Annotated in this window: 16 protein-coding genes; 10 read left to right on the top strand and 6 right to left on the bottom strand. The window is 65.6% G+C overall.

Going from position 1 to position 16,084, the window contains the following annotated elements:
* Positions 1-9 precede the first annotated feature (9 nt).
* The 3 genes from J2805_RS14535 to J2805_RS14525 form a co-directional block, all read right to left on the bottom strand.
* Complete coding sequence (locus J2805_RS14535; protein ID WP_309977389.1) at positions 10-774, bottom strand: SDR family oxidoreductase; 765 nt, start codon at positions 772-774, stop codon at positions 10-12.
* 74 nt (positions 775-848) lie between these two features.
* Positions 849-2,168: an MFS transporter gene (locus J2805_RS14530; protein ID WP_309977387.1), complete on the bottom strand. Its 1,320-nt coding sequence runs from the start codon at positions 2,166-2,168 to the stop codon at positions 849-851.
* A gap of 200 nt (positions 2,169-2,368) precedes the next feature.
* Positions 2,369-3,427 carry a LacI family DNA-binding transcriptional regulator gene (locus J2805_RS14525; protein ID WP_309977385.1) on the bottom strand — a complete coding sequence of 353 codons (1,059 nt, stop codon included), beginning with the start codon at positions 3,425-3,427 and terminating at the stop codon, positions 2,369-2,371.
* A 179-nt stretch (positions 3,428-3,606) separates the two neighbouring features.
* On the opposite strand from J2805_RS14525, the gene J2805_RS14520 reads away from it, so the two are divergent.
* On the top strand, positions 3,607-5,331 hold the full coding sequence (locus J2805_RS14520; protein WP_309977383.1) for a RecQ family ATP-dependent DNA helicase: 1,725 nt from the start codon (positions 3,607-3,609) through the stop codon (positions 5,329-5,331).
* A gap of 13 nt (positions 5,332-5,344) precedes the next feature.
* Positions 5,345-5,797 carry an SRPBCC family protein gene (locus tag J2805_RS14515; RefSeq protein ID WP_309977381.1) on the top strand — a complete coding sequence of 151 codons (453 nt, stop codon included), beginning with the start codon at positions 5,345-5,347 and terminating at the stop codon, positions 5,795-5,797.
* A gap of 22 nt (positions 5,798-5,819) precedes the next feature.
* Here the strand turns inward: J2805_RS14515 and J2805_RS14510 are convergent, their stop codons facing one another.
* On the bottom strand, positions 5,820-7,328 hold the full coding sequence (locus J2805_RS14510) for an MFS transporter (RefSeq protein ID WP_309977379.1): 1,509 nt from the start codon (positions 7,326-7,328) through the stop codon (positions 5,820-5,822).
* A 200-nt stretch (positions 7,329-7,528) separates the two neighbouring features.
* Between J2805_RS14510 and J2805_RS14505 the strand changes: the two genes are divergently transcribed.
* Positions 7,529-8,281, top strand: a complete 753-nt coding sequence (locus J2805_RS14505) for an ArsR/SmtB family transcription factor (RefSeq protein ID WP_309977377.1) — start codon at positions 7,529-7,531, stop codon at positions 8,279-8,281.
* A gap of 415 nt (positions 8,282-8,696) precedes the next feature.
* Positions 8,697-9,680 carry a TM2 domain-containing protein gene (locus J2805_RS14500; protein WP_309977375.1) on the top strand — a complete coding sequence of 328 codons (984 nt, stop codon included), beginning with the start codon at positions 8,697-8,699 and terminating at the stop codon, positions 9,678-9,680.
* Positions 9,681-9,778: 98 nt separating this feature from the next.
* Here J2805_RS14500 and J2805_RS14495 read toward each other — a convergent pair whose 3' ends face one another.
* Positions 9,779-10,279, bottom strand: coding sequence for a mycothiol transferase (locus tag J2805_RS14495; RefSeq protein ID WP_309977373.1), 501 nt, complete (start codon positions 10,277-10,279; stop codon positions 9,779-9,781).
* 235 nt (positions 10,280-10,514) lie between these two features.
* On the opposite strand from J2805_RS14495, the gene J2805_RS14490 reads away from it, so the two are divergent.
* From J2805_RS14490 to J2805_RS14470, 5 genes are all read left to right on the top strand, one after another.
* On the top strand, positions 10,515-11,033 hold the full coding sequence (locus J2805_RS14490) for a hypothetical protein (protein WP_309977370.1): 519 nt from the start codon (positions 10,515-10,517) through the stop codon (positions 11,031-11,033).
* A 12-nt stretch (positions 11,034-11,045) separates the two neighbouring features.
* A complete protein-coding gene (locus J2805_RS14485; RefSeq protein ID WP_309977369.1) occupies positions 11,046-11,537 on the top strand; it encodes a hypothetical protein in 492 nt (163 codons plus the stop codon).
* A gap of 123 nt (positions 11,538-11,660) precedes the next feature.
* Positions 11,661-12,020 carry an iron chaperone gene (locus J2805_RS14480; protein WP_309977367.1) on the top strand — a complete coding sequence of 120 codons (360 nt, stop codon included), beginning with the start codon at positions 11,661-11,663 and terminating at the stop codon, positions 12,018-12,020.
* Between the two features lie 219 nt (positions 12,021-12,239).
* Positions 12,240-12,617, top strand: a complete 378-nt coding sequence (locus tag J2805_RS14475) for a MarR family transcriptional regulator (protein WP_396134367.1) — start codon at positions 12,240-12,242, stop codon at positions 12,615-12,617.
* The gene (locus J2805_RS14470; protein WP_309977362.1) at positions 12,614-13,888 is read left to right on the top strand and encodes an MFS transporter; all 1,275 of its coding nucleotides are present in this window, start codon (positions 12,614-12,616) and stop codon (positions 13,886-13,888) included. The genes J2805_RS14475 and J2805_RS14470 overlap by 4 nt, the downstream gene beginning before the upstream one ends.
* A 21-nt stretch (positions 13,889-13,909) precedes the next feature.
* On the opposite strand, the gene J2805_RS14465 is transcribed toward J2805_RS14470, so the two are convergent.
* The gene (locus J2805_RS14465; protein ID WP_309977360.1) at positions 13,910-14,764 is read right to left on the bottom strand and encodes an AraC family transcriptional regulator; all 855 of its coding nucleotides are present in this window, start codon (positions 14,762-14,764) and stop codon (positions 13,910-13,912) included.
* Between the two features lie 324 nt (positions 14,765-15,088).
* Between J2805_RS14465 and J2805_RS14460 the strand changes: the two genes are divergently transcribed.
* Positions 15,089-16,072, top strand: coding sequence for a LacI family DNA-binding transcriptional regulator (locus tag J2805_RS14460; protein WP_309977357.1), 984 nt, complete (start codon positions 15,089-15,091; stop codon positions 16,070-16,072).
* The last annotated feature ends 12 nt before the right edge of the window (positions 16,073-16,084 follow it).

The raw sequence follows: 16,084 nt of genomic DNA, 5'->3' as shown, positions 1-16,084 counted from the left end.
CCTTGAGGGTTAGTAGAGTTTTTCGGTGTTGCCGTCGACGGCGAGTGCCTGGCCGTTGACGTTGCGTGCCATATCGCTGGCCGCAAATACTGCCATGTTGGCGATGTCCTCGGCTTCGATCAGCCGGCCCAGCGAGGACTGGTTGAGGTAAAGCTCGTTGACTTGGTCTGCCGGAAGGCCGAGCATCTCGGCCTTGGCGGCGATGACGGCATCGATCCGGGGGCCGTTGACCGCGCCGGGGCAGATGGCGTTGACCCGGATCCGGTCCGGGCCCAGTTCGATGGCGAGGGTCTTGGTCAGTCCCACGACGGCCCATTTCGACGCCGAATAGGCGCTGCGCCCTGCCATGCCCAGCCGGCCTGCCGCCGAGGAGAGGTTCACGATCGAGGCGTCCCTCCCCTGCCGCAGCATCGGCAGGGCGTGCTTGATGCAGTAGAACTGACCGTGGATGTTGACGTCGAAGGTCTGTTTCCAGGCCGTCGTGTCCAGCGTCTCCACCGGTCCGGTGGGCCCGGCGATGCCGGCATTGTTGACCAGGATGTCCAGGCCACCGAGCTCCTCCTTGACCGTGGCCATGAGCTCCCGGACCTGGCCCTCCTCGGACACGTCGCTGAGCGCGGCGGCGAAACCGTTGACTCGGGCCTTCTCGACGGCGTCGGCGTCGATGTCGGTGACGAAGACGGTGGCGCCCAGCTCCCGGAACTTGGTGGCGATGGCCAGGCCGATGCCGTTGGCTCCGGCCGTGACCAGAACCCTTTTCGAGGTGAAGTCCATGATGAATTTCCTTGCAGTGGTGGTTCGGTTGGATCAGCGTGCGGTTGGGTCTTCGGTTGAGCAGTGCGCCGCTGTCAGTGTGCGGCGGGGACGCCCTGCGGCTTCTCGGTGCCGCGCTTGAGCATCAGGGACAGCAGCGCCCCGATGGTGCACATGCCGACGATGAACCAGAGGCCGGAGAGCTTGGAGCCGGTGGCGTCCTGCATGAAGCCCATGACGTACGGGCCGAGGAAGCCGCCGAACAGGCCGATGGTGTTGACGAAGGCGATGCCGCCGGCGAGGGCTGCGCCGCTGAGGCGGGTGGCAGGGTAGGTGAAGAGGATGGGCTGCAGGGCGAAGAAGTTGAACGCTGCGAGGCAGAAGCCGATCATGCCGAGCACGGGCCCGCCCACCGCGCCGATGGCGAATCCGGCGATGATGCCGATCATGGTGCCGGTGACCAGGAGGCGGGAGCGCCTGCCGTCGGTGGCGAAGCGGGGCACCAGCAGGGCGCCGGCGGCGGAGAAGATCCACGGGATGGCGGTCAGCAGTCCGATCTGGATGGGGCTGAGCTTGCCGTAGGTGCCGATGATGGAGGGCAGGAAGTAGGACAGCGCGTAGACGGCGATCTGGTGGGTGAAGTAGACGCCCACCACGAGGAGGATCTGCTTGTCCTTGAGTGCATCGCGGAGGCGGTGGTTGCCGGAGGCCTCCGCGCCCGCATTTTCTTCGGCGGCGATGCGGGCTTCGAGGTCCGTGGCCTCTTCCCGCGTAAGGAATGTGGCCTTGGTGGGCCGGTCCGGGAGCTTCTTCCAGACAACATAGGCGAGGATGCAGGCGGGCAGGCCCTCGATAATGAACATCCACTGCCATCCGTGGAGCCCGGCGAAGCCGTCCATGGTGAGGAGGAGGCCGCCCAGCGGGGCGCCGACGATGTTGGCGATCGATACGCCCAGCAGGAACATACCGTTGGCCTTGGCCCGGTCCCGGACCACAAACCACTGCGTCAGGAAATACATGACGCCGGGAAAGAGCCCGGCCTCGGCGACGCCGAGCAGCATGCGCATGATGTAGAAGGACCATTCGCCCTGGACGAAGGCCATGCCGGCCGAGATGATGCCCCAGGTGATCATGATCCGCATGATCCAGAAACGGGCGCCCACCTTGTGCATGATCAGGTTGGAGGGGATCTCGGACAGGGCGTAGGTCAGGAAGAAGAGACCGGCACCGATCCCGTAGGCGGTGGCGGAGAGGCCGAGGTCGATTTCCAGGCGGTCCTTGGCCATACCGATGTTGGTGCGGTCCAGGAACGCCATGATGTATGCGCCGATGAGCAGCGGCATGACTCTGCGGAGAATCACGCGGTTGATTTCCTGCGGTGTGCGCATCTTCGTTGGTGCGGAAACAGCTGACATGGGTTGTGTCCTTGAATCGGGGCCCCTGCGCGGGATGTCCTGGCCGGACTCTACTGCGCGGCGGGCATTTGTGGGCATGACGGGGTAGGGCGATGAGGTACTGGCACTGGCGGGCCCTTCGATGGGCCGCAGGTATGGAAGAGGAACTCGGTTTTGGGATCAGGATTTGGGGATCAAGATGCCGGCCTCGGGGGCGGGGCTCACGTGTCTGGCGGGTTGCAGCCGCACGTCCTCCCCAGATGCAGCCGGTGGGGACAGATCAGGGAACTGTAGGTGTTGGTCGGTGCATCGATCCGCTTCAGCAGCATGGCGAACGCTTCCTGCGCCATCTCCTGCTGCGGCTGGACGATGCTGGTCAGATTGATCAGGCCGGACCGGCTGTGCGGCAGGCCATCACACCCTGCCACGGCAACGTCGTCCGGAATTTGAAGGCCCCGGGCCAGCGCGTATTCCATGACTCCGATGGCCAGCTCGTCGCTTCCGCAGACCACCGCCCGCGGAGGCCGCTCCGAGGAGAAGAGCCGCTCGGCAGCGAGCTGGCCGCCCTCATTGTTCACCCGTGTACTTATCCGGCGTTCACCGCTGATGGTGATTCCGGCAGCAGCGGCGGTGCGGACGAACGCCTGCTCCCTCGCGAGCGATGCCGTGGAAAACCGCGGACCGATCACGGTGGCGATGTCCGTGTAGCCGTGTTCCAGCATGTGCTCCATCAGCACGGTGGCCGCGGCGTCGTCGTCGATTCCCACGAAGTCGCTCTGCAGGAATTCGGCGCGGCGGGAGAGGCAGACGTACGGGATCCGGGCCGAGCGAAGGGTGCGAAGGGCAGTGGAGTCCTCCCTGAGCGCCGCCGCGAGGATGATCCCGTCCACGTTGCGGTTGGCCAGGGTGGCCGTGACCTGAGCGAGGACGGCGGGATCGTCCTGGGTGGTGGCGACGAAAACGTCATATCCCGCGTCCGCCGCGGCGGTGATGATGCTCTGCGCCCACCGCGGAAACATCGGGTTGATGATGTTCGGGAGGATCAGGCCGATGACGCGCGTGCGCTGGGGGTCCGTGGTCTGGGTGGACTTACGGGGCCTGAAGCCCAGCTCGTTGGCGACGCCGATGATGTGGCGTCTGGTTTCGGTGGAGACGCCGCTCTTGCCGTTGAGGACATAGGACACGGCCGCAGCCGAAACCCCTGCTGCCCTCGCGACTTCCGCCGCCGACACAGGGGACGGGCGGTTCACCACAGCTTCATCGCTGCCGCGTTGCTTCATGACCGTTCCTTCCTGTGTTCCGGGTAGATGTGACCTCAATTACGTTAGTTTGGTGCCAAAGTCTTAAGCAACGTTAAGTTGGATAGGGCGCTTCTCGCAGCAAGAAACAGCAGGCGTATGCTGGATCCCTCGGCTGAAGACACCCGGCCATCGGATCGCACCCCCTCGGAGCTGCCATCATGGCCAAGGCCCCCGCCCCCGCAGTCCCCACTCCCGTAATCCCCGCTGACACACACCCTGAGGACCCCGACGGCGGCCTTCGCCAGATCGCGGCCGGCACCTTCGGACTCCCCCAGCTCCGCGCGGGCCAGCTCGCCGGGATGCGCGCCCTGGTCAGCGGCCGGGATGTCCTCGCCGTGATGCCCACCGGCTACGGCAAGTCGGCCATCTACCAGGTGGCCGCGCTCCAGCTGCACCGCGGCAGCTCACGGCGCGGTCCCGCCGTCGTGGTTTCCCCGCTGATCGCCCTGCAGGAGGACCAGCTGGACGGCCTGCTGGAAACGCTGGGCGGTGAAGCCGCTGTCGCCATCAACTCCGGCCGCAGCGATTCCGAGGTGACCGATGCCTGGGACGCCGCCGAGCGCGGCGACGCCGTGTTCATCTTCCTGGCCCCCGAACAGCTGGCCAAAACCGAAACCGTGGAACGGCTCGCGGCCCTGGACGTCTCGCTGTTCGTGGTGGACGAGGCCCACTGCGTCTCCTCCTGGGGCCACGACTTCCGGCCCGACTACCTGCGCCTCGGCGAGGTCCGCGGGCAGCTGGGCAACCCGCCCGTCGTCGGCCTCACCGCCACCGCGTCTCCCCCGGTCCGCGACGAAATCCAGCAGCGCCTGAACATGCTGGACCCGCTGGTGCTGGTGCACGGCTTCGACCGGGCCAACATCCGGCTGGACGTGGTCCGCCACCTCACGGACCGGGACAAGCGCCGCGCCGTGACCGAGCAGGTGGCCGAACTTAGGGGTCCCGGCCTGCTGTACGCCGCCACCCGCAAGGACACCGAGGCCTACGCCGCCGAGCTCACCGAACGCGGCCTGCGCGCCGAGGCCTACCACGCCGGCCGGAAGCAGGGCGAGCGGGACCGCGTCCACGAGCAGTTCCTGGACGACCACCTCGACGTGGTGGTGGCCACCACCGCCTTCGGCATGGGCATCGACAAACCCAACGTCCGCTTCGTCATCCACGCCGACATCCCCGAATCATTGGACAGCTACTACCAGGAGATCGGCCGCTCCGGGCGAGACGGCGAACCTGCTGCCGCCGTCCTGCACTACCGGCCCGAGGACCTGGGCCTGCGCAAGTTCTTCGGCACGCATGCCCCGGACGCGGAATCGCTCCTGGCCGTCCTTGAGGTACTGCGCGCCGCCGACGGGCCGCTGAAGCAGAAGGCGCTCGCCGAGCAGACCAGCCTCTCCTCGCGGAAGCTCACCGGGCTGCTGAACCAGTTGCAGGAAACCCGCGCCGTCAAGGCCGGCAAGCGCGGTATCCGGCTGAAATCCGGGGCGACGCTGCCCGCGGTGGTGGAGCGCGCCGTCGAACAGGCCGAAGCACGCCAGCGGGTGGACCGCTCCCGCATCGAGATGATGCGCGGTTACGCCGAGACGGACGGCTGCCGGCGCCAGTTCCTGCTGGGCTACTTCGGCGAGGACCTTCCGGAGCCGTGCGGCAACTGCGATACCTGCACCGACGGCTCGGCCTACGAGGCGGATTACGACGACGGCGCCGCGGCCGCCGCGGGCGGGGAACCTTTCCCGCTCCAGGCCGCTGTTGTGCACAAGGAATGGGGGCCGGGCCTGGTGATGCGGCACGAGGAGGACGTGATCACGGTGCTGTTCGAACAGGAGGGCTACAAGACGCTGTCCCGGCAGGCCGTCACCGAAAACGGGCTGCTGACGTTGGCGAAGTGAAGGGGGTTGACTGATGAACGAGGCAACCGGGGCGCGGGTCCTGAACCTGGAGTGCACGCTCCCCGCTCCTCCGGAAGAGATCTTCAGGATGCTCACGGAGCCGTCCCGGCTGGTGACCTGGTGGGGCCCGCAGGGCTTCACCATTCCCGCCGTCGACCTTAACCTCGTGGCAGGCGGGCGCTACCGGTTCCGGATGGCGCCGCCGGAGGGCGAGCCGTTCCACCTTTCCGGCGAGTTCCTGGAGATCGATCCGCCCTGGCGCCTGGTGTTCACCTTCCGCTGGGAGGAGCCCACGCCGGACGACCGCGAAACCGTCGCGGACCTGTCGCTTCAGAGCGAGGGCAAAGGTACGCGCCTGGCGCTCTCGCAGGGACCGTTCCTGACGGAGGAGCGGGTGGCCCTGCACCGCGGCGGCTGGACCGAGTCATTCGAGAAACTGCAGGCGGTGTTGGAGGACCGGGGCTGAGCCGCACGCTGGCGGGGCGCTGTTAACTGCCGGGCGCTTTCCCGGCGGGTCCCGCGTGCGATGCCCGCGCGGCCTCGTAGCTGCTGTCGAACGGCAGCGTGTCCATGTCCAGCAGCGGGTTCGCATCCTGGGTGGCCACGAGTTCGCGGGCCGCTTCCTCCGAGTCAACGCTGGGCATGGAGCCGGGCAGGTGCCGGCCGGCAGATTCGGGGAGGAAATAGATCGCCACTGCCGCGATGGCCGACGTCGCCATGAGGTAGAACGCCGGCATCAGGTCGTTGCCTGTCGCCTGGATGAGCGCGGCGATAATGAACGGGGCCGTGCCGCCGAAGATCGCCACGGCGAAGTTGTAGGCGATGCCCATGGCTGAGTAGCGGTGGGCCGTGGGAAACAGCGCCGGCAGCGCCGACGCGAGAATGGCAACGAAGAACGCCACGGGGAGCGCCACCAGGGCCAGGCCGGCGAGGGTGGCGGGAACGGTTCCGATCGAGATCAGCAGGAACGCCGGGAGGGACAGCACCACCGTGCTGACGGCCCCGATCCAGAGCACGGGGCGGCGGCCGATCCTGTCTGAGAGCCGTCCGGTCAGCGGGATGCACAGGGACATGACCACCAGCACCGGAACGGTCAGCAGCGTTCCGTGGACCTCGTCGTACCCCTTGTTGGTGGTCAGGTAGGTGGGCATGTAGGACGTGAGCGCGTAGCCGACGGTGTTGCCGGCGGCCACGAGGATCATGGCCAGCACGATGCTGCGCCAGTGGTCCTTGAAGATCCCCACGGGGCCCACCGGGCGGAGCTCGTCTCCGGTCTCGTGGTGGGCGGCGGCCACGGCTTCGGCCTCCTGGGTGGCCTTGAAGGCGGGCGACTCCTCGATCTTCATCCGGAAGTAGATGGCGACGGCGCCGAGCGGACCCGCGACGAGGAACGGAATGCGCCAGCCCCAGGCCTCCATCTGGTCCTGGCCCAAGGTCAGCTGAAGGGCGGAAACCACGGCCGCCCCCAGCGCGAATCCCAGGTAGCTGCCCATGTCCAGGAAGCTGACGAAGAAGCCCCGGCGCCTGTCCGGCGAATGCTCACAGACGAACGTGGTGGCACCGGCGTACTCGCCGCCGGCGGAAAAGCCCTGGACCACCTTGGTGACCACCAGCAGCACGGCGGCCCAGATGCCCAGCACCGCGTACCCGGGGAGCAGGCCGACGGCGAGCGTCGCCGCCGCCATCAGCATCAGGGTCATGGCCAGGACCTTCTGCCGGCCGATCTTGTCACCGAGCCAGCCGAAGAACACGCCGCCCAGTGGACGGGCGATGAACGTGGCCCCGAAGGTTCCCAGCAGGAACAGGTTCTGCACGGCCCTGTCGGCTTCGGGCAGGAACACCGGTCCCATGGTGGTGATCAGGTAGCCGAACACGCCGACGTCGTACCATTCCATGGTGTTGCCGGCGATGGTGCCGCCCAGCGCCTTTTTCAGCGTGCGGTGATCGACGACGTTGATGTCCGAGATGCGGAGGCGGCGGATTTTCGAAGGCTGCATTTCATTCCTCCAGGGGAGGTCACGCGTCATCCCCAAATGGCGCCAGCTTGGGCGTAGGACTTCCGGTGCTCCGACCATTTTCGCACCGCTGTCCGGGCGCATCAATGAAAATTCGGCGCTTCGTCCGGTTTGGTGGCCGGGGGCTTGGCACGTTAAGAGACCCCTAGACATGTGACCAATTGGTCACCTATTCTGGAGCTGTGGACGCCGTATTCAAGGCCCTCGCCGACCCCACCCGCCGCGACCTCCTGGACGAGCTCTTCAGGGAAGACGGGCAGACGCTCCATGCGCTCGAGGCACGCTTCGACATGACCCGCTACGGCGTGATGAAGCACCTCAAGCTGCTGGAGGAAGCCGGCCTGGTGGTCACCCGCCGTCGTGGTCGCGAGAAGCTGCATTTCCTCAATCCGGTGCCCATCCGGCTGGTCCACGACCGCTGGGTCAGCAAATATGCAGAACCATGGGCCGCTGCCCTCAGCGACCTCAAAACCCGATTGGAAAGTCCCATGGAAAAGATCTTCGAAATCTATATCAAGACCACCCCGGAACGGCTCTGGGAGGCCATCACGGACAGCGAGATCCGCAGCAAGTACCAGTTCGGGATGAACATCAGCTCGGACTGGACCCCCGGATCCCGGTTCGAGATGGCTCCCAACGGCGGGGAACCCCTGGGCGAAGGCGAAAACATCGAGGTGGACCCGCCCCGGAAGCTCATCCAGTCCATGCGGGCTCTGTGGGGCGAGGACGTCAAGGCCGAAGGCACCTCACGGATCACGTGGGAGATCGAGCCGGTGGGCGACGACTCGTGCCACCTCACCGTCACGCATGACCAGCTCCGCGAAGGCGCCAACGACCAGCTCTACGGCGGCTGGCCGATGATCCTCTCCGGCCTGAAGACTTGGCTGGAAACCGGCGAACTCCTCACCACGCCCGGCTCCCTCATGTACACCTGAGGCGGCTTTGTGGCGGCATTTGCCGCGTCGGGTCCGCGTGATGATTCAGCGGGCCGCGCACCTACCAAGCAGGGACAGAACGCGACTGCGGTGCGAGGTCTTTTGGTGCCAACGGTCCCGCCGGTGCAGTGCTCCCTGCAGACAGCCCGGTGTTTTGAGCAAAGCCTGCTCCATTCCTGCGCTAATACTGCACAAGGCAACACTCGCTCTGAGGCATGCTTTAACCCGGGCGGCTACACCGTAGACGCACTTCTGGGGGAAGCGAACGTCACATGAGCATGCCACAGCGCGCCAAGCCTTCCTTCCGCGCCGCCCGAGAGCGAATCACCGGCGAACCCCGTCAGCTGACGGCAAATCCCGCATCAATCACGCACTCCGGGCGCCCCGCCATCAGGACGTCCTCGAAAGGAATCCAATGAGCTCAACAGATCCCTACGGCGCACCGCAGCAGCCGCAGCAGGTCCCCTACGGCAAGGGCCCCTCCTACGGGCAGGCACCCGGTTACGGTCAGGCACCGGCTTACGGGCAAGCACCCGTAGCCACCCAGCCTTACCCCGGCGCCCCCGGCCATTACCCGGGAGCCCCGGCCCCATATCCCGGGGTCCCATTCCCGGGTGGATACGGAGTGAGCAACAAGTCCTTCCTGGTGACTTGGCTGCTCTCCTTGCTCGTCGGGGTATTCGGCGTCGACCGTTTTTACCTGGGCAAGGTCGGCACCGGACTGCTCAAGCTGTTCACCTTCGGAGGCGTAGGTGTCTGGGCACTCGTTGACCTCATTCTCGTTCTGACGAACAAGCAGCACGACAAGCAGGGCCTCCCGCTGGAGGGCTATGACAAGCACAAAAAGGTCGCCCTCATTGTGACCGGCGTGGTCATTCTCCTCAGCTTCATCTTCAACTCCACCCGAGGTCCTTCAGCTCCTGTCTCCGCACCTGCGGCTAACCAGGCAGCTCCGGCAGCTGAACCCGCCGCTGCGGCGCCTGCTGCTGAAGCTCCGGCTGCGTCCTCGGAAAAGAAGGTCGGCGAGGCGTTCACTGCTGACATGGGCAGTGGGAACACCGCCAAGATCACCATCCTCTCCGCCACCTACGGCCCCTCGATCACGACCGGTCCGTTCGACAGCCCGGCCAAGAACGGCGGCTACCTGACCCTCGATGTGCTTTGGGAGACGGAGAAGGGCGAGACCACCAGCAACCCGCTGTATTTCAAGGCCAAGGACGCCGACGGCCGCTCCGCCAGCACCGAACTCATCATGGATGACCAGCTGGGTTCCGGCGAGATCCCGGCCGGCGACAAGGCACGCGGCAAGGTTGCCTTTGACATCAAGCCGGGCACCTCTACCGTCATCATCACAAACCCGATACTTCAGGAAGTCGCACGCATCAGTGTGACCCCGTAACGACTGACGTTCCCCGAGGGAGCTCCCGCTTCGGGGGCTCCCTCATCCATGGGGATTGCCAAGTTGTTGGGATCACACCAAGAGCGCGGCTGCATCAGTCAGGCATTCAAGCCCCTGGCGTACGCGGCCTGCCCCACGTGCTGGAGGCAGTCGGCAATCGTGCTGATGAGCCGCACGCCAAGGGTGACGGGCGGGTCCCAGCGGGTGTCGACGATGCGGTCCAGGTCCGCATCGCTGAGGGTCTGCAGGAAGTCCGCGGTCTGCCGGTGCACGGCGTCGTAGTATTCGAGCAGCAGCGCCGGCGGGGCCTTGACCGAATCGACCTGCACGCTCGAATGGCCGTACCCGGTGTCACGCTTCTGAAGCGGCAGGTCGAAGCGGTCCACAAACCCCTGCGAGGTCCAGACCTGTTCCAGGCCGGCGGCGGAGGCCACCTGCGCATCCTCAACCCGGCCCAGGTGCCAGATCAGCCAGGCAATCGAGTTTCCGGTGCCCGCCGGCCGCCGGACCAGGGACTCGCCGTCGACCCCTTCAAGGGTGGCTTCCACGGTCTCCCGGATCCGGCCGAAGGCGTCCAGCAGCAGTTCGTTGGATTTCATGGCGTCCCCTTACTTAGCATTGCGGTGAGCCCATGCTCGCATGACGGCTGCGGCGCCGGGTAGTTCTCCCCATGGTTCGCCATCTCCAAGCAGGCTGCCAGCGCGTAGAGTCAGGCACGGCTGCCAGACGAAATCAGGGGGACAACGGATGCAACCACCTCAGGGCTATGGCCCGCCGCCGATGCCTGCCCATCAGCCTCAGGGACCTCCGTACGCGCAGTACGGACCACCCCAGATGCCTGGTGATCAGGCACCGGGACATCCGTACCCGCTGTATGCGCCACCTCAGCAGCGATTTCAGCCGCCGCCGAAGAAGAGCAAACTCAAGTGGATTCTTGGTGTGACAACCGTCTTGATTGCTGTCCTGCTCTTCGCCGGATGTACCACAGTGGTCAATGGCCTCAACGAAGGAGGCAACCATCAGGAAAAGGCGCGCACGATGATGACCATGGCGGACACCCTGCCTGAAGAGGATTGGCAGCTACTGGCACGATTCGATCCAAAAGTGGAGCAGGGCTGCCTCTCGATCGACATCGAGTGCGTTCGGCTGAGCGCCACATGGCTGGTGCCCCATCAGGTGACGACGGAAGAGGCTGCCTCTCGTCTGGGCGTGGATTGCAGTGACGCCGCAAGGACCTCCAAGGGCTGCCCCCGCGAAAACTCGGCAGAAGGCATCACTGCAAGGGTTCATGTTTATCCCGCCGACGATGCGCCGGGCTCGTGGAAGGTCACCATTGACCTCAGGGCAAAGTAGCGGATGCAAGCCATGCAACCGCCTCAGGGCCACGGCACTCAGCCCGGACACCATCAGCGGGTTCAGGCTCAGAAGAACAACAGGCTCGGACGGACTCTCGCCGTCGCCGCAACCGCACTGATCGGGGTCCTCCTCTTCGCCGGTTACGCCGCCTTCGGCAGGGGCGCCAGCAATGAGGAAATGGCCCAGGCGATGATCGCCAAAGCAGACGACTTGCCGGAAAATGACTGGCAGCTCGTTGAACGTGCTGATCCGGACGCCGGCTGTGTTGCGACCGATTCCGCCTGCGTCAGACTGAGCGCAACGTGGTCGGTGCCCCAAAGAGTTGGCCTGGCAGACACTGCCTCCCGGCTCGGCGTGGACATGAGCGGGCCGCCCATGGGCCTGTTTTCCGGCTGCCTCAAGTCCAAAATGGAGGACGGCGGCATGGCCAGGGTGTGCATCGACCCTGTGCCGGAACTTGATGACAACTGGTTTGTCAGCATTGAGCTCACCGTGGATTAGCCCGCTTCCTGGCCAATCTGGGACGGCGTCAATCTATGAGTGCCGCTGTAATATGATCCGGCGTGCACCATCGCTCAAGATGCGACCGTCGCCCCACATGACGTGGCGAAAAGGGAGACCACCATGACAGCGAGTTCGATCATCGAGTACATCGACGGGTACGACGGTGATGTACGGCATCGGCTGCTGACCGTGTACGAACTGATCCGGTCGGCCGTGCCCGATGAAGCGGCAGAATCGATCAGTTGGCGCATGCCGACCTTCAAACTCGGCTCCGAGCCGTTGTTCTTCTTCACCGGAACAAAGCGCCACGTCGGGTTCTACCCGACTCCAGACGCGATCGCGCATTTCTCGACAGAGCTGGCCGCATACGGAACCACCGAGCACGCCATCCAGCTGCCCCATGATGTCCCGCTCCCCATCGAGCTCATCCGCGAGATAATCGCGTGGCGTCTACAGCAGCTGCCTTCAGACAGGGTTTGAGTCAGCCGCCTCGGCGCCGCCATTTATCGCTGCATTTCACAACATCCCGCCCATTCACGCTTGCCGCCCGCACTCCGCCGGAGCATAATGGTTAGCGGAGCTAATTAGCATTGCTAAGTAAATTTGCGGGAGGCGAAACATACAGTGACGGCAACGGACCAGGAGCCCAGGGACAGCATCAAGCCGGATATTCTGGCCATCGACCTTCGGACGGCGGTGATGCGCACCTCCCGCAGGCTCCGCGTGGAAGCAACCGGAGACGTCATTACGCCGGGCCAGTACACGGTCCTGGCCCAACTGCACGGCAGCGGCCCGCAGACGCTCCGCGAACTCGCAATACGCGAGCACGTACAGGCGCCGTCCATGACCCGCATTGTGAACGCCCTCACCGAACTTGGCTTCGTCACGCGGACGGCCCACCCGCTGGACGGTCGCCAGGTCCAGGTGGGAATCACGCCAGCCGGGGCGGATGTCCTGGCGGAAGCCCGCGAACAGCGGACCGCGTGGCTGGCCCAACGCGTGGCCGGACTGAATGACGAGGACCGCCACATCCTGAGCCGCGCCGCCCACATCATGCAGCAGCTGGCCGCCAAATGAGCGCCATGTTCCGGGCCCTCGAAAACCGCAACTACCGTGTGTGGGCAGGCGGGGCGCTCGTTTCCAATATCGGCACCTGGATGCAGCGGATCGCGCAGGACTGGCTGGTCCTGACCGTCCTCACCGCCCATTCGGGCACCGCCGTCGGCATCACCACCGGCCTTCAGTTCCTGCCCATGCTGCTGCTCGGCCCCTACGGCGGGGTACTCGCGGACCGCTACCGCAAACGCATCATCCTCCTCTGGACACAGCTGGCCATGGGCCTGACCGGGCTGGCCATCGGACTCCTCGTGGTCACGGGTACCGCCGAGCTGTGGCACGCCTACTTGGCCGCGCTCTGTCTGGGACTGGCCAGCGCCATTGACGCGCCGGCCCGGCAGTCCTTCGTCTCCGAACTGGTGGGGCAGGACAAAGTGGCCAATGCCGTGGCACTGAACTCCGCGTCCTTCAACACCGCCAGGCTCACCGGCCCTGCCATCGCCGGGGTCCTGATTGCCTGGGTGGGCACCGGACCGGTCTTCCTGCTCAACGCCGCCAGCTTCGCCGCCGTCATCATCTCGCTGTTCCGGATCCGCACCTCAGAGCTGGCCCCGTCCACGCTGGCCGTCCGGGGCAAGCACCAGGTGGCCGAGGGCCTCCGCTACGTACGGCACCGGCCGGACCTGGTGCTCATCTTGGTCATGGTGGGGGTTCTTGGCGCGTTCGGCATGAATTTCGCCATCACCAACGCGCTGATGTCCACCGCGGAGTTCGGGGTGGGGCCGGGTGAATTCGGGCTGCTGGGCTCCATCATGGCCGTCGGAACCCTGGCCGGGGCGCTGCTCGCTGCCCGCCGGTCCGGGCCCCGGCTGCGTTTCCTGCTCGGCGGCGCCTTGGGGCTGGGGTTCTTTACACTGGTGGGCAGCGTGTCGCCGTCGTTCTGGCTCTACGCCGCAGTGCTGATACCGGTGGGACTAGCCTCCATCACCTTCCTGAACAGCTGCAACACCAGCATCCAGCTCTCCGTGGAGCCCCAGTTCCGGGGGCGTGTCCTGGCCCTCTACCTGGCCGTCCTCCAGGGCGGCACCGCCGTCGGGGCCCCGCTCATGGGATGGATCGGCACGGAATTCGGGGCGCGATGGTCAGTGGCCGGCGGCGGCGCCGTCGTGCTGCTGACAGGCCTGCTCTCCGTCATCGCAGTCAGCCGGCGCAGCCCGCTGACGTTCCGGGCACAGCTCCGGACCGCATTCCCCGGAAAACGGGCCGGAAGCATGAGGGCCTCTGACGCCTAGTCCAGGTAACGGCATCCAGCATCACGCCTTTTCGATCGGAATCCACAGCTGTCCGCGGCCCGTTGTGCCTCCCTGGTCCGGCTGAACACTCAACAGCTGCGGCCCCGGTGCCCAGCGATACGGATTTGCCGGGAACCATTCGGCCGCCGCGTCGGCCCAGAGGCGCTGCAGCACTTCGGGAAACTTACCTTCCGTTTCGAACACTACCCACAGGCCCGCGGCTACCTCCATGCAGTCGAAACCCTCCGGAGGCGGTTGGAGGGTTGCCGCAGCCCGCCAGTAGTCCAAAGCACTTCCTTCATCACCCGGCTGCTCGATGTTGTCGGTGACGGCCAGCAGCCCGTACGGTTCCGTGTCCGACAGCTCCGCGAGCTTGGGCCTGACCGCCGGGTCGAGGTTCCGCTCAAACTGCTCGATCTCTGCATTCGGGCCCTCGTAAATGAGCCGTACCTGCGCCTTCTTCCCCACCAGGCGGAACGCGTCTTTGCTTACTATGCGGTGCTTCATGTCTGTATTCCCTTCAACACGGAGGTGGAATCGCAACTGCGGTTGCGAATGAAGAATGGCCCCCGGCTGCCTTGCCTGCGAGGGAGTCAGGCCGTGCATCACTTTGAACGCGCGGGTGAACGCCTCAGCTGACCCGTACCCGTACCGAATCGCCACATCGAGTACGGGCTGGCCGGCAACAATTTCGCCTGTCGCTGCCGTGAGCCGGCGCCGCCTGATGTACTCAGATAAGGGGATACCCGCCAAGGAGGCGAACATCCGCCGGAAGTGGTACTCCGACGTGAGGGCAACCTGTGCCAGATGTCCAACGTCGACCGGCGCTGAGAGGTCTGCCTCGATGAGCTCAATCGCACGGTTCCATTCCTGCATGCTGCCTCCATTCCTCCCTCCACGTTATAAAAGCCCGGCCACCCGCCGCCCGACAATTCTGGCCGGAAGAAGTCAGACGTCACGCAGCGGGCCGTCCGCAAGCGGGTGGTCCGTAAGCGGGTGGTCCGTAAGCGGGGCGGTATCGGGCAGATCCACCGGGCTTCCGCAGGCTCGACCACCCCCGTTTACGAAACGTACAACAATCCCGTTCCCCTCCGTTTAGTGTTGGTGGAGCAGATCACGAAACCGATTACGTAAACCGTTTGCGTAACGCCGTGGTGAAGCAGCATTCAGCCCCAGCAGCACCCGCGAGGAGAAACAACAGTGGTAACCATCAGGGACGTCGCCAAGCACGCCGGCGTATCTCCCGCCACCGTTTCGCGGGTGGTCAACGGGCTCGTGGGGTATTCGGCCGAAACCCGCGAGCGCGTGGAGGACGCAGTCCGGAGCCTCAGCTACGAAACGGACTACCTGGCCCGCGGCCTCAAAACCCGGCAGACCTCCGTGATCGGGCTCCTGGCCCCCATGGTCTCGGATGCCCTCGCCTCGCAGGTCATGCTGGGCGTCGAACAGGAAGCCCAGGAGCGCGGCTACGCCGTAATGCTCGGCCGCACCGGCGCCAAGTCGGCGTTCATCGCCGGCTACCTCCGGACCCTCCGCACCTACCGGGCGGCCGGCGTCATCCTCATCTCGGCCGTCATCACCCCCGAAACACGGCAGCTGCTGGGGCCGAACATCCCCATCATCTCCGTAGCCATCAGCGATAAATCCGGCTCACCCAGCGTGGCAATCGACGACGAACAGGCAGCCTACGACGCAACCCGTCACCTGCTGAAGCTCGGCCACCGCCGCATCGGCCTGCTCGCCGGCGATCCCGCCTCCATCTACGTGGCACAACCACGTCAGCGCGGTTACCTCCGCGCCATGGCCGAAGCGAAGTGCCTGCCCGTCACCGCCACCGGCAGCTTCTTCTACGAAAGCGGCGCCACCGGCCTGGACGAACTCCTGCACCAGGAACCTGGGCTCACCGCCATCTTCGCCATGAGCGACGAGATGGGTGCCGCCGTGGTCAACGAACTGCAGAAGCGCGGCCGCCGGGTCCCGGAAGACGTCTCCGTCCTCGGCTTCGACAACACCTCCACCGCCCTGCACGTCCACCCGCCCCTGAGCACCATGGCCCAGCCGCTCGAGGAGATGGGCCGGATGGCGGTGAAGAAACTCCTGCGCTCCCGCGACCTGGGACCGAAGATCATGCCGCACCAACTGATCGAGCGCGGCTCCACCGCGCCTCCCTGTACTTCCCTCTAAACCGAACCCAAC

The organism is Arthrobacter oryzae (assembly GCF_031454875.1).
GTDB lineage: Bacteria > Actinomycetota > Actinomycetes > Actinomycetales > Micrococcaceae > Arthrobacter > Arthrobacter oryzae_D.
The sequence above is the reverse complement of the archived record's forward strand: the minus strand, read 5'-3'. Positions and strand labels throughout refer to the sequence as shown.